Annotated in this window: 11 protein-coding genes; 10 read left to right on the top strand and 1 reads right to left on the bottom strand. The window is 61.7% G+C overall.

From position 1 onward, the window contains the following. The first annotated feature begins 179 nt into the window (after nucleotides 1–179). The 3 genes from DWZ15_RS09875 (at nucleotide 180) to DWZ15_RS09865 (ending at nucleotide 4,972) form a co-directional block, all read left to right on the top strand. Complete coding sequence (locus DWZ15_RS09875) at nucleotides 180–893, top strand: ABC transporter ATP-binding protein (RefSeq protein ID WP_118450746.1); 714 nt, start codon at nucleotides 180–182, stop codon at nucleotides 891–893. An 8-nt stretch (nucleotides 894–901) separates the two neighbouring features. Further along, the gene (locus DWZ15_RS09870) at nucleotides 902–3,568 is read left to right on the top strand and encodes an ABC transporter permease (RefSeq protein WP_118450744.1); all 2,667 of its coding nucleotides are present in this window, start codon (nucleotides 902–904) and stop codon (nucleotides 3,566–3,568) included. A 198-nt stretch (nucleotides 3,569–3,766) separates the two neighbouring features. Then, nucleotides 3,767–4,972 carry a DUF362 domain-containing protein gene (locus DWZ15_RS09865; protein ID WP_118450742.1) on the top strand — a complete coding sequence of 402 codons (1,206 nt, stop codon included), beginning with the start codon at nucleotides 3,767–3,769 and terminating at the stop codon, nucleotides 4,970–4,972. Between the two features lie 250 nt (nucleotides 4,973–5,222). Here the strand turns inward: DWZ15_RS09865 and DWZ15_RS09860 are convergent, their stop codons facing one another. Continuing rightward, on the bottom strand, nucleotides 5,223–6,188 hold the full coding sequence (locus tag DWZ15_RS09860) for an alpha/beta hydrolase (protein ID WP_118450740.1): 966 nt from the start codon (nucleotides 6,186–6,188) through the stop codon (nucleotides 5,223–5,225). 186 nt (nucleotides 6,189–6,374) lie between these two features. Between DWZ15_RS09860 and DWZ15_RS09855 the strand changes: the two genes are divergently transcribed. From DWZ15_RS09855 to DWZ15_RS09825, 7 genes are all read left to right on the top strand, one after another. After that, nucleotides 6,375–7,058, top strand: coding sequence for a hemolysin III family protein (locus DWZ15_RS09855; protein ID WP_199580074.1), 684 nt, complete (start codon nucleotides 6,375–6,377; stop codon nucleotides 7,056–7,058). A gap of 110 nt (nucleotides 7,059–7,168) precedes the next feature. Next, a complete protein-coding gene (locus DWZ15_RS09850; RefSeq protein WP_118450738.1) occupies nucleotides 7,169–8,542 on the top strand; it encodes a hemolysin family protein in 1,374 nt (457 codons plus the stop codon). 24 nt (nucleotides 8,543–8,566) lie between these two features. Further along, nucleotides 8,567–9,400, top strand: a complete 834-nt coding sequence (locus tag DWZ15_RS09845) for a hypothetical protein (protein ID WP_233544785.1) — start codon at nucleotides 8,567–8,569, stop codon at nucleotides 9,398–9,400. Nucleotides 9,401–9,536: 136 nt separating this feature from the next. Beyond that, on the top strand, nucleotides 9,537–9,926 hold the full coding sequence (locus tag DWZ15_RS09840; protein WP_118334930.1) for a YtxH domain-containing protein: 390 nt from the start codon (nucleotides 9,537–9,539) through the stop codon (nucleotides 9,924–9,926). Then, nucleotides 9,926–10,681 (top strand): PRC-barrel domain containing protein, encoded by a 756-nt coding sequence (locus tag DWZ15_RS09835; protein ID WP_118450736.1) that lies wholly within the window; start codon nucleotides 9,926–9,928, stop codon nucleotides 10,679–10,681. The genes DWZ15_RS09840 and DWZ15_RS09835 overlap by 1 nt, the downstream gene beginning before the upstream one ends. A gap of 72 nt (nucleotides 10,682–10,753) precedes the next feature. Then, on the top strand, nucleotides 10,754–12,160 hold the full coding sequence (locus tag DWZ15_RS09830; protein ID WP_233544783.1) for a polysaccharide deacetylase family protein: 1,407 nt from the start codon (nucleotides 10,754–10,756) through the stop codon (nucleotides 12,158–12,160). 276 nt (nucleotides 12,161–12,436) lie between these two features. Continuing rightward, on the top strand, nucleotides 12,437–12,815 hold a 379-nt coding region (locus DWZ15_RS09825; protein ID WP_147352336.1), incomplete at its 3' end, for a transposase.

Raw genomic sequence — 12,815 nt, 5'->3', positions numbered from 1 at the left:
TTCGCTTCTAATAAAGAAGGCCAAGATTCGGGACGCAGTTCAAATGAGTGGTTTCAGTCATTTAAGTCTGTCCCCAATGAGTAGGTTGGAAAATAGTTCGCGCACGTCGCTTAAAAATAGTTCGCCCGGGTTTACTATTAACCTAGAAAAGTAGCAGATGGCTAACAACGGGGGATAAGATGGCGACAAAGCGAGCCTATGTCCAGGTCAGCGGGCTTAAGAAACACTACGGCGACGGTGATGCGCGCCTGACGGTACTCGATGGCATCGACACGTCCATCAACCGCGGCGAGATCTGCGTCATGCTGGGGCCCTCGGGCTCGGGCAAGTCGACCTTTCTCAACCTCATTGGCGGCCTGGAGGATGCCGACGGCGGCTCCATCATGGTGGACGGCTGCGACCTCACGGTGCTCAAGCCTGCCGATCTGGGCGAATACCGACGCCGCGAGCTGGGCTTTGTCTTCCAGTTCTACAACCTGGTGCCCGACCTTACCATCAAGGAGAACATCGAGGTCACGGCGCACCTGTCCAAAAACCCGCTCAATGTCGACGACCTGCTGCGTTCGCTGGGCCTCTATGAGCACCGCAACAAGTTCCCGCGTCAGGTCTCGGGCGGCCAACAACAGCGTTGCGCCATCGGCCGCGCACTCGTCAAAAACCCGGGCCTGCTGCTGTGCGACGAGCCCACCGGCGCGCTTGACTACAAGACATCCAAGGAAATCCTGCAGCTCATGGAGGACGTCAACCGCACCTACGGCTGCACCATCATCATTGTCACCCACAATGCCGCCATCGCGCGCATGGCCAATCGCGTGCTGCGCCTGCGCGACGGGCGCATCGTCGAGGATGAGCTCAACGAGTCGCCCGTCGCGGCCGCCGAACTCGATTGGTAGGCGGCGCCATGACACCTCTCGCAAAACGTCTCCCGCGCGAGCTGCGCCGCAATATCGGCAAGTACCTGGGCATCTTTTTGCTTATGTGCGGAAGCATCGCCCTCACGTCGGGCTTTTTGCTCGCGGCGCATTCCATTGGCTGCCTCATTGACGACATGCGCGATGCATACACGATCGAGGACGGCCGCGTGACTACCTCCTTCGAGGCCACCGACGAGCAGCTCAAGGCTGCCGAAGACGCGGCTGAGGACGTCGGCGGCGTTACGCTCTACAAGAACTTCTCTATCGACGCCATCATCAAAAAGGCGTCCGGCGACGACGGCACCAAGCGCACCCTGCGCACCTACGCGCACCGCACCAAGGTCGATATCGCGTCCTACTGTGAGGGCAGGCAGCCCAGGGCGGACGATGAGGTGGCAATCGACCGTGTCTTCGCCACCAACAACGACCTCGCCGTGGGCGATAAGGTCGAGCTTGAGGGCCGCACCTACACCATCTGCGGCATCATGACCCAGCCCGATAGTCAGGCGCTGTTCCTTAACAATTCGGACTTTACGGTGAACACCATCACGTATGGCGTCGCCGAGGTCACCGACGCCGGTTTTACCGTGCTCGAGGATGCCGGTGGCGCGCCTGCCTACACCTACTCCTTTACCTTTAACGACCGCGACCTCCCCACCGCGGATCGCATCGATGCGGAGCAGGATATGGTCGAGGCGCTGACCGATGCCGATGCGCGCGTCGACGATCTTATCGATGCCGATTCCAACCAGGGTATTGGCTATGCGCGCGATGACGTGGACGGCGACTCCATGATGTGGATGACGTTGCTCGACATCATCATCGTGATCATGGCATTTGTCTTTGTGGTGCTCACTGACGCCACCATCGAGGAAGAGAGCGCCATCATCGGCACGCTGCTCGCCAGCGGCTATCGCCGCCGCGAGATTGTGCTTCACTACCTGGCGCTTCCCGCCATCGTGGGCGTGGTCGCGGCGCTTTTGGGCACCGCGCTCGGCGTCGCGTTCTTTACCGAGCCCATGCGCGGCCTCTATTACGGTTCGTACAGCCTGCCTCCCTTCCAGGTGTATTGGAGCTGGGAGATCTTTGTGAAGTGCGCCGTGGTTCCTGCCGCCGCGCTCATCCTCATCACGCTGGTGGGCCTGCTTCGCAAGATGGGCAAGACGCCGTTGCAGTTCCTTCGTCACGAGGCGAGCGGCAAATCGGGCACCAAGCGCGGCCTGCAGCTGCCGGAGCGCATGGGCTTTGTCTCGCGCTTCCGCCTGCGCGTCTTCCTGCGCAACCTGGGCAACTTCGCCACGCTCTTCGTGGGCATTGCATTCGCCTCGCTGCTGCTGCTCTTTGGCCTGGCGATTTTGCCCACGATGACGCACTACGCGGACAACCTCGAGACGAGCCTGGTCGCCGAGCATCAGTACACACTCAAGGCGCCGCTGGAGCTCGAGGGCACTGCCGAGGAGCGCGAGCAGTGGTCGGCGCTCGAGCGCTTGCAGTCGATTGACGGCGCGCTGCTCTCCGCCGCCCAGGATGCCGATGACGAACTTGACGACGTGGCCGATACGGCGCAGACGGCAGCCGATGCCGCGACCGCATCTCCGTCTGCCGAGAGCCTGGCTGCAGCGCAGGATGCGCTTGCTAAGGTCAAGGACAAGAAGGATGCGCTCTACGCGCGCCTCGACGATCTTGCCGATGCCCTCGGCTGCGACCGCGATGAGGCCATCGACCTGATCGACAAGGCCTCTAAGATTGACACCGACAACGACGACATCCACCCGGTCAATACGACCGACAACGGCGCGGGCGCAATCGCGCAGGCCGAGAAATATGCCGGTTACCAGCTGCAATACGACCGCGGCGATGGTAATGGCGAGGAGACGATTTCCGTCTATGGCATTTCATCTCATTCGCGCTACTGGAAGAACCTCGATGTCGGCGACGGGCGCGTCGTCTTTGGCGGCGGTCTGCTCGATAAGTTTGGCTGGAGCGAGGGCCAGAAGGTCGAGCTTCGCGACAAGTACGAGGCTCGGGATTATTCTCTTGAGTACGCGGGTAAGGACTGCATCTGGGGTTCAAAGTCGGACATGAATATCTATATGAGCATCGATGACTTTAACGAGCTGTTCGACAACGACGCCGCCTACTTTAACGGCTATGTGAGCGACGAGAAGCTCGACCTCGACGCGCGCTACTTTGCCGGCGACACCACGCCCGACGACATGCGCGCCGTGGGTGACCAGTTCATCGGCATGATGAGCAAAATGATCGGAATGATGATCGGGCTCGCGGTGTTTATCTTCCTGCTGTTTATGTACCTGCTGACCAAAGCGGTGATCGACCACAGCGCCCGTTCGATCAGCTACATGAAAGTCTTTGGCTATCGCGATAGTGAGATCTCGCATCTGTACATCCGCTCGATCACGCTGTGCGTGGCGGCGTCGCTCGTGCTGAGCCTGCCGGTCATTATTGGCTCGCTCACGGCCATCTTCCGCTCGATGCTGCTCGCCTACAACGGCAATATCGAGATCTACGTGCCCGCTTGGTCCATGGCTGCATGCGTCGGCATCGGCTTTGCGACCTACCTGGTCGTGGCGCTGCTACACACGCGCTCTATCAAGCGCGTCGGCCTGGCCGAAGCCCTCAAGGTGCAGGAGTAGTCATGGACGTTCTTAAACGACTAGTCGTTGGGGACAGTCTTTGCCGGATCGCCGGCTCGCCGGCCGGGCGGCAAGCACTCATTTAAGTCTGTCCCCAATGAGTGCCTAACGACTCGGCGTTGCGCTTGACTTCGACCCTACTTCAACGGGTACCATCCTCTATGTCTGTAACGCCATATAGACCGAGGGGATATAACTATGACCGCAACTGCACCCACAGCACCCGCTAAGGTGTACTTTACCAACCTGCGTACGCATGCTCGCGAGAGCCAGCTCGACAAACTCAAGCGCCTCATTCGCCGCGCCGGCATTGAGCAGATCGACTTCGAGAACAAGTTTGTCGCCATCAAGATTCACTTTGGCGAGCTGGGCAACCTGAGCTTTTTGCGCCCCAACTACGCCCGCGCCGTCGCGGATGTCGTGAAGGAGCTGGGCGGCAAGCCCTTCCTCACCGACTGCAACACGCTCTATGTGGGTAGCCGCAAAAATGCGCTCGAGCACATCGACACCGCCTACCAGAACGGCTTTACCCCGTACGCCACGGGCTGCCAGATCATCATCGCCGACGGCCTCAAGGGCACCGACGAGGCGCTCGTCCCAGTCGAGGGCGGCGAGTACGTGCGCGAGGCAAAGATCGGCCAGGCACTCATGGATGCCGACATCGTGATTAGCCTCACCCACTTTAAGGGCCATGAGCAGGCCGGCTTTGGCGGTGCCATGAAGAACCTGGGTATGGGCGGCGGTAGCCGTGCCGGCAAGATGGAGCAGCACGCCGCTGGCAAGCCGAGCGTCGATACCACCAACTGCGTAGGTTGCCGTGCCTGCGAGAAGATATGCGCGCACAGCGCCATCACGTTTGACGGTACGCGTGAGCGCGAGCTTGCCAACGGCAAAACCCGTACGGTTCACGTTGCCGCTATCGACCACGATCGCTGCGTGGGCTGCGGACGCTGCATTGCGGCGTGCAACCAGGACTGCATCAAGCCCGACTATGATGCCGCGGCCGACGTACTCAACTACAAGATCGCTGAGTACACCAAGGCCATCGTCGACGGCCGCCCGAGCTTCCACATCTCGCTCGCCGTGGACATCAGCCCCAACTGCGACTGCCATCCCGAGAATGACACGCCCATCGTCAACGACATCGGCATGTTCGCGAGCTTCGACCCGGTCGCCATCGACCAGGCCTGCGCCGACGCCGTCCTGGCGTCCGAGCCGCTGCCTAACACCGAGCTTACCGACAGCGCGGCCAAGATGGAGCATAATCACGAGCATCTGGAGGGCGAGCAGGCCAAGGATCCCTTCTGCATCACGCATCCCGACACCGACTGGCGCGCGTGCATCGCGCATGCCGAGAAGATCGGCCTGGGCACGAGCAAGTACGAGCTCATCGAGGTCAAGTAGCACCTAGCTATTGGACAAAACAAGCGCATTCGTGGCGCAATTCAAGCAAAAACCGCCCGCGAGCACAGCGCTCGCGGGCGGTTTTCCGGAAGTATGCGGCAAATTTCGAGACCGTCGAGCACACGACGTTTTTTGGCAACAAAACCCCTGATAAATTGTTGATAAAACTGCGGTCTGGTCGGCAGTTCCAGATTTTGCCGCATACTTCCGAAAACAGGGGTCAGCTGGAGCTGTAAATGCTGATATTTGCCTAAAAAATCTCGTTGAGGAAGCTATCGACCGTGTTCCAGTAGAGTTCGGGGTCGACCTGCGCGCTCTTGGCGTGGGTGGCGTCGTGGATGGTGAGCTTTTGCTTGACCTTGCTGGCGCACGCGTCGTAGTTTTGGTCGAGCATGCTGTACGGCACAAAGGTGTCCTGGTCGCCATGGATAAATAGCATGGGGACCGTCGCGTGTTTAAGCTGCTCCACGCTGCTCGCCTTATGAAAGTCGTAGCCCGCGCGCACCTTGCACACCAGGTTCGCCACATCGAGCAAGGGGAAGCTGGGCAGGCCGAACACGTCCTTGAGTTGCAGAGAAAACTCGTCCCAGACGCTTGTGTAGCCGCAATCCTCGATGATGCACCTAACATTAGAGGGCAACGTTTCCCCCGCGACGTTCATAGCGGTTGCCGCACCCATCGACTCACCAAAGACCAGGATGCGCGCCTCGGGGTCAGTCTGAACGATTTGCTCGATCCATGCGACGATGTCGAGGCGCTCGGGCCAGCCCATGCCGATATAGTCGCCGCCGGAACGCTCGTGGGCGCGGGCGGCGGGTGCGAGTACGTTCATGCCGCGATCGTGGAAGCGCTTGACGTATCGGGCCATACCGATGGGCTCGTCGGTGTATCCGTGCAGGCAGATAGCGTAATCGTGCGTGCTCTCCGGGGCGGCAAAATACCAAGCGGCAAGTTTGGTCCCGTCATCTGCGGTGAGGCTGCTGCTCTCGCGATGCTCTTTGAACCACGCCCGCGCTTCGACTGCCTCGGCATCTATCTGCTCGTCCTTCTTGTCATCCTTGCCGTCTTGCATCATCTTCATGGTGTACGGCGCTTGGGGGTTCAGGGCAAAGTCAAACAAAAAGTTGCCGGCAAATCCAAGCAGCGCGACGACGAGCACCAACGCAACAACGCCGGCTATCTTGAGCTTTCGATGGGGGTGCGTGTTTTGAGCCATGCAGCGTTCTCCTCTAAAATGTTAATACGTCAACAACTAAACGAAGCGCATTATGGATGTTCGTCGTTGATGCGTCAACAAGCAAAGAATGGGTAAACAAAGGGACACGTATGGTGCAAATTTCGCACGTACCCAGACGCTTTGATATAGTGTTGAGAACTCTTTACATTGGAGGATGTAACCGGCATGTCCGATTCGAGCGACAGTTCTAAGCCGCGACCCAAGACCGCGGCCGTTCCACACTACACGGTGGGCGAGGAGATCATGAACTCCGTCACCCATGGTGTTGGCTGCCTGCTGGGCATTGCGGGCCTGGTGCTCCTGATCGTATTCGCTGCCCTGCGCGGCGGCGGCCCAGCCCACATGGCTGCGGCAATCGTCTATGGCGTCAGCATTATTCTCGAATATCTCGCCTCCACGCTCTATCATGCGATTCAGCCCGTGCGCGCCAAGCGCGTGTTTCGCATCCTCGACCACAGCTGCATCTACCTGCTCATAGCTGGCAGCTACACGCCGTTTTGCCTCATCACACTGGCAAACGACGGCGGCCCTGCGCTGTTCTTCGCCGTATGGGCCATCGCCATTATCGGCATCGCGCTGGAGTGCTTTATGCGCGAGCGTCAACCGCACTGGGTAAGCGGCCTGGTCTACCTGCTGATGGGCTGGCTCGTTGTCTTTAAGCTGCCCGAGCTCGTGGCGCTGCTGAACCCCGTGGCGCTTGCCCTGCTCGCCATTGGCGGCGTGTGCTACACCGTGGGCGTCCCGTTCTATATCGCCAAAAACGTGCGCTATCTGCACAGCGTGTTTCACCTGTGGGTGCTCGCCGGCAGCATCTTCCAGTTCATGGCGGTGATCCTCTTCGTAATCTAGCGACCACGCCTGCTCGCCCGCGTCTCCGTTTGGGCGACAGTGCAATTGCCGTATCCGCCACCAACGTTTTAACCTGACGTCCCGAATCTTGGAGGTTCGAGAAACTCCCGATGGACATAACCATCTCCCTTATCACCACCTTCGTTTTGACCCTCATCAACGGCTATTTCTCTATGTCCGAGATGGCGCTTACCACGGCCAAGCGCGCCGTGCTGGAGCACGAGGCCGAGGAAGGCGACAGGCGCGCCGAGCGTGCCATTAAGCTTGCTGCCGACTCCGACCAGCTGCTCGCCACCATCCAGGTCGCCATTACGCTCGTGGGCTTCGCCTCGTCCGCCGTCGCCTCGACGAGTCTGTCCGACCCGCTCGCCACGTGGCTCATGAGTTTTGGCATCGCGCCGCTCTCTGCCATTGCGCGCGGCCTGGCGCCGGTCATCATCACCGTCGCGGTCGCCTTCGTGTCCATCGTGATTGGCGAGCTTGTGCCCAAGCGCATTGGCCTGGCCAACGCCGAGGGCGTGTCCAAGCAGGTCGTGGGGCCGCTGTCGTTTTTCCAAAAGATCGCCCGTCCGCTCGTGTGGCTGACTGGCGCTTGCTCCGATGGCCTAGCCCGCATCCTGCGCATCAAGAGTGCCGACGACCGTCAGAACGTTTCGGAAGAAGAGATCAAGTACATGGTCTCGGAGCAGGATGACCTGCTCGACGAGGAAAAGCGCATGATCCACGAGATCTTCGACCTGGGCGACACCGTTGCCCGCGAGGTCATGGTGCCGCGCGTGGACACCACCATGTGCGAGGATGACGAGACGGTCGCCAGCGTGCTATCCACCATGCGCCAGACCGGCTTTAGCCGCATCCCCGTCTATCACGAGGACCCCGACAACGTGGCGGGCATCGCGCATATCAAGGACCTGATTCAGCCCGCGCTCGACGGCAAGGGCGACCAGCCCATCGCCGGCTTTTTGCGCGACGCCACCTTTGTGCCCGACACCAAGGACATTCTGCCGCTGCTGTCCGAGATGCAGACCTCGCACGACCAGATCGTGGTGGTCGTGGACGAGTACGGCGGCACGGCCGGTATCATCACCATCGAGGATATCGTCGAGGAGATCGTCGGCGAGATCGAGGACGAGTTCGACCCCGACAACAAGTATCTCACGCGCCTTCCGCGCCGCGAGTGGCTCGTTGATGGGCGTTTTTCGTGCGATGACGCGATTGAGCTTGGTTGGCCGCTCGAGGAAAGCGATGATTATGAGACCATCGCCGGCTGGATTTTGGAGCTTTGTGACTCGGTGCCCGACATCGGAGAGGTGTTTGAGGTCGCGGGGTACAAGTTTAAAGTGCAGTCGATGCGTGGCCAGCGCATCTCGCTCATTCGCGTGATCGCTCCGGCCGAAACCGATAAGAAGGATTCCGAGTCTTCGGTAGACGAGCCGACGACGTCGGGTGCGGGCTCTGTGGACCCGCACGATGGCGACGAGTAGGGCAAGGAAGAGTAGGGGAGAGTTATGGCAGGCCTGTTCAACATCCTTAAGGTCACCGTCAGTGAGGACAAGATCTGCGCGCATGTGCTGGTGAACCCCGGCATGCCGCTCATGACCTCGGAGGATATCGAGGCCACGGCGCGCGTGTACTACCTGGTGCCGGCGATTGCCAAGCACCTGTGCCTGGGCGATTCCGGCCGCGAGTTCCAGGACTGCATGGGTCAGACCGAGCTTTGCCATCTGCTTGAGCATGTGACGGTCGAGCTCATGAACGAGACCGGTCTTGCCGGCAGCATTTCGTGCGGCCGCACCCGCGTGAGCGAGCACGACGAGCGTGTCTTTGAGGTCGAGCTTTCGTGCCCCGACGACGCGCTGGCCATCGGCGCGCTGTCTTCGGCGACCTTTATGATGGATTGGGCCTATCTGCACGCCGACCAGCCCGCTCCCGATGTGGACGGTACGGTCGCGGGCCTGCGCAACCTGGTGCTGGGCATGCGCGCCGAGGCCGAGGGCAAGGACCCGCACGAGGCCGTTGCCGCCGCGAACGCCGAGGACGAGGCGGAGGACGAGGCTTCTGTCGAGACTGTTGCCGAGCCTGCCGGCGAGACGTCCGCCGAGGTGGCCGCTGAGCCCGAGTCCGCGGAGCCCCAGGGCGTCCCGAACTTTGACGATGGGCCGCAGGAGGCAATCGACACCGAGGGCGCGACCGCCGAGAGCCACGAGGCCCCCGCTGCCGTCTTTGGTGGCGCGGCGACGGCTCCGACTGCCTCCGCGCACGAGGGAGCGCTGTCGCTCGTTGACGGCGCCGGCGAGGACCCGGCCGCCACGATGGCCATGCCGGCTATGCCGCAGGAGTAGACTCACTTGCTTATCACCATCATGTACCTGCGCCTTTACCGTACGCAGATGAGCAAGACGGCAAGTGCTGCGCTGCGGGTATAATGGACAGCATTCAAACGGTGGGCGCCGAGGTGCCCGCAGGAGAGGAATGAACATGGGTAAGACTTTCAACTTCATCTCGGGTGCGCTCTTCGGTGCTGCCGCCGGCGCCATCATCGGCGTTGCCCTGGCTCCGCGCTCGGGTGCCGAGACCCGCGCCATGGCTGCCGATATCGCCAACGACGCCTGGGATAACATGCGCGATACCTACGAGCACAGTGCCGAGGAGGCCCGCGCTGCAGTCAACGACTTTGGCCCGATGGTCGACGCCAAGACCGACGACCTGCGCGCCAAGGTCGACCTGGCCCGCGAGCGCATGGACCAGCTGCGCGAGCAGCTCAACGACGCCATTTCGGGTGGCAACGTGACGCCTGCCGCCGACGTCGTGGTCGAGAACGCCGTCGAGGCCGATACCGAGGCTGCGGAGCCCTCGACCGAGGCATAATGCGCGCCGGGGATTTTGTCGGCGCCAAGATTTATCGCAAGCCTACCGAGGACAAGCGCACCAAAAAGGACGGCACGCCGCGCAGCCCTAAAAAGCTCGGAAAGATTCACTTTCCGGTCTTTACCCCGGGCGGTACGCGCGTGGTCGGCTTTATGGTCCGCCAGTCCGATATCGCGGGCATGATCGAGCGCCCCGACCGATTCGTAGCGCTCGACGCCATTGGTGTCTACGAGGGTGCCATTGCGGTCGATGACGTCAAGGACACGTACGATGCTGCCGCCGCCAAGCGCCTCGACATCAACCTGGACGATTGCATCATCTGGGTCGGTATGGACGTGCGCACGGAATCGGGCGACGTCGTGGGCTATTGCTCGGACGTTGAGTTTAAGCCACGCTCGGGCATCGTGCAGGCATTCTATGTGACCGCCGATGCCGCTTCGAGCGTGCTGGTGGGCGACACGCAGGTGCCACCGACGATGCTACGCGGCTACGAGAACGGCGCGATGGTCGTCTCGGACGAGGTCAAGTCGCTCGGGTATTCGGGCGGTGCGGCTGCCAAGGCCGCCGAGGCCAGCGTCGTGGTGGGCGATAAGGTCAAAAAGGGCGCCAAGGTACTCGATGACAAGGGATCGGTTGCCGTGGACAAGGGCAGTCGCGCGCTGGGCAAGCAGCTCGGCAAGACGCGCGGCATGTTCAAGGCCTTTAAGGACGAATACCAAAAGGCGAGCGGAGGCTCGTCAAAAGCTACAAAATAGCGACGTACCAAATGATGGGAGGCAAGCCGGAGACCTGTTGCTCCGGCTTGCTGTGTTTATGGGGGAGGGCACATGCGCCAAAATGGATCCAACTTAAACGGGCGTTCGGGTGCGCGTCCGACGGCGCGCCGCGACCTGGGGCAGCTGCCCAGCGGTCAGCGCAAGCGTCACCGTAAGCCCGGCGCGATGTACCTCAACCATAGCCGCGGGTTTAGCGATCGCAGTGCGCGCATCGGCAATAGCCGTACGCCCCGTCGTTCGTCTCGCCTGCCCTACGCGCTCATCGCCGTGGGTTGCGCACTCGTACTGTTTATCGCTGCCGTCGTGGGCTACGTCAACCGCAGCGTGGACGTGGAGCTCAACGGGCAAAAGACCGCGGTGCGCGTGGGCTCTACGCTGCAAAATCTTATCGATGACCAGGAGCTGGCCAGCACCTACGACGCAGGCGACCTGCTGGCCGTCGATGACAGCGTGCTCAAGCGCCATGGCGGCGAAAAGCTGTCGGTTAAGGTGGACGGCAAGCGCATAAAACAGGGCAAATGGGATAGCCGCGAACTTGAGGGTGGCGAGAAGGTGACGGTCAAGGATGGCCGTAACACCTACGAGAAGCATGAGGTTCAGGCTACGGTTATCGAGCCCAAGCTCAAGGTCGAGGGCACGGGTGCTATCGAGTATGTGCAGACGTGGGGCGTTCAGGGCCGCTCTGAGGTATGGGTCGGCGAGCAGTCGGGTAAGACGCAGGATCGCGGCGAGGTCGTGCCCGCCACCGACTGCGTAGTCGAGTGCGCAAGCGTAGCGCCCAAGGGCAACGAAAAGTACGTGGCCCTGACATTTGACGAGGGCCCGAGCGGCGCGACCAAGCAGATCCTGCAGGTGCTCAAGGAAAAGGGCGTTACCGCGACGTTCTTCCTTTCGGGCGATGCGGCCGAGGCCTCGCCTGCCACGGCCAAGGCGATTGTCGATGCCGGGTGCGAGATCGGATCCAACAGCTACAGCGACGATTCGCTCAAGGGTCAGGACCGTGAGACGGTACGCGAACAGATCACGAAAGGCACCGATGCGATTAAGTCGGCGACCGGCGTGAAGACGATGCTGCTGCGTGCTCCCTACGCTGCCTTTGACGAGCAAAACTGGATTGATGCGATGGACCTGGTCTCCGCCGTGGTCTCGTGGAATATTGACTCGGGCGACTGGCTGCTCAACGGTGCCGACGAGCAGGTCTCAACGGTGCTCGATTCGGTGACGCCGGGCAATATCGTGCTGCTCACCGATAGAGACGAATGCGCCGAGCAGACGCTCGAGGCGCTGCCGCAGATTATCGACGGTCTTGTCGCCGACGGATACAAGATCGTGACGCTCAGCGACCTGGTCAAGACGGACACATCGCTCAGCAAAAAGCTCACCTCGCTGACGAAGGTCACCATGCCCAAGGACGCCGTGTTCCCCCAACTTGCCGAGGACGATGACACCACAGAGTAGTCATTGGGTAGTCGTTTAAGAACGTCCATTACAGTCGAAATTGTCAGCCCGGGACCGTCTCGGGCTACGATTGAGGCGCGCCCAGAACGGGCCGCCGACCGGGCGCCCGCGCACGGCCGAACGTCCCTGCCCCCGAGAGGGCCCGTTGGGTGCTGCCGGCGCGGGACGCGCCGCCCCCGACGGCTGATAGGAAAGTGCCGGGCAGGCGCCGCGGCTGGCAATGTGAGTGCCGAGGGGGAGGCCATCCGGTCGAACGACTACCGGAAGGATACCACCGTGAAAGCGCCATCCTCCAGGCCCGCGGCCGTGCTCGGCCCGGACGTCGGCAAGTCCTCCCACTGGGCCTGCCTGATCGACCGCGGCGGGGAGGTGCTGGCCAGCGCCCCCGTCCGCAACAGGGAGGCCGAGCTCGACGCGCTGTTCGCCTCCGCGCCCGCCGGCACGCTCGTCGTCGTCGACCAGTTCCGCAACATAGGGTCCCTCGCCGTGAGGCGGGCCCGCGCCGCGGGGCTCGGGGTCGCCCACCTGCCCGGGCTCGCCGCCAGCCGCGCCGCGGGCCTGTTCGCCGGCGAGGCCAAGACCGACGAGCGCGACGCCGAGGTGATCGCGCGGACCGCCCTGGGCGTGCCGGACTCCCTGTCGGGGGTCCCGGGCC

Origin of the sequence: Collinsella sp. AF29-7AC, assembly GCF_003475665.1 — a bacterium.
Taxonomy (GTDB): domain Bacteria; phylum Actinomycetota; class Coriobacteriia; order Coriobacteriales; family Coriobacteriaceae; genus Collinsella.
This window is presented reverse-complemented; position numbering and strand designations above follow the sequence as displayed.

What these genes read in the sequence shown, in the direction of transcription:
- DWZ15_RS09875 (WP_118450746.1), top strand. Translation starts at nt 180, where the DNA reads ATGGCGACAAAGCGAGCCTATGTCCAGGTCAGCGGGCTTAAGAAACAC.
- DWZ15_RS09870 (WP_118450744.1), top strand. Translation starts at nt 902, where the DNA reads ATGACACCTCTCGCAAAACGTCTCCCGCGCGAGCTGCGCCGCAATATC.
- DWZ15_RS09865 (WP_118450742.1), top strand. Translation starts at nt 3,767, where the DNA reads ATGACCGCAACTGCACCCACAGCACCCGCTAAGGTGTACTTTACCAAC.
- DWZ15_RS09860 (WP_118450740.1), bottom strand. Translation starts at nt 6,188, where the DNA reads ATGGCTCAAAACACGCACCCCCATCGAAAGCTCAAGATAGCCGGCGTT.
- DWZ15_RS09855 (WP_199580074.1), top strand. Translation starts at nt 6,375, where the DNA reads ATGTCCGATTCGAGCGACAGTTCTAAGCCGCGACCCAAGACCGCGGCC.
- DWZ15_RS09850 (WP_118450738.1), top strand. Translation starts at nt 7,169, where the DNA reads ATGGACATAACCATCTCCCTTATCACCACCTTCGTTTTGACCCTCATC.
- DWZ15_RS09845 (WP_233544785.1), top strand. Translation starts at nt 8,567, where the DNA reads ATGGCAGGCCTGTTCAACATCCTTAAGGTCACCGTCAGTGAGGACAAG.
- DWZ15_RS09840 (WP_118334930.1), top strand. Translation starts at nt 9,537, where the DNA reads ATGGGTAAGACTTTCAACTTCATCTCGGGTGCGCTCTTCGGTGCTGCC.
- DWZ15_RS09835 (WP_118450736.1), top strand. Translation starts at nt 9,926, where the DNA reads ATGCGCGCCGGGGATTTTGTCGGCGCCAAGATTTATCGCAAGCCTACC.
- DWZ15_RS09830 (WP_233544783.1), top strand. Translation starts at nt 10,754, where the DNA reads ATGCGCCAAAATGGATCCAACTTAAACGGGCGTTCGGGTGCGCGTCCG.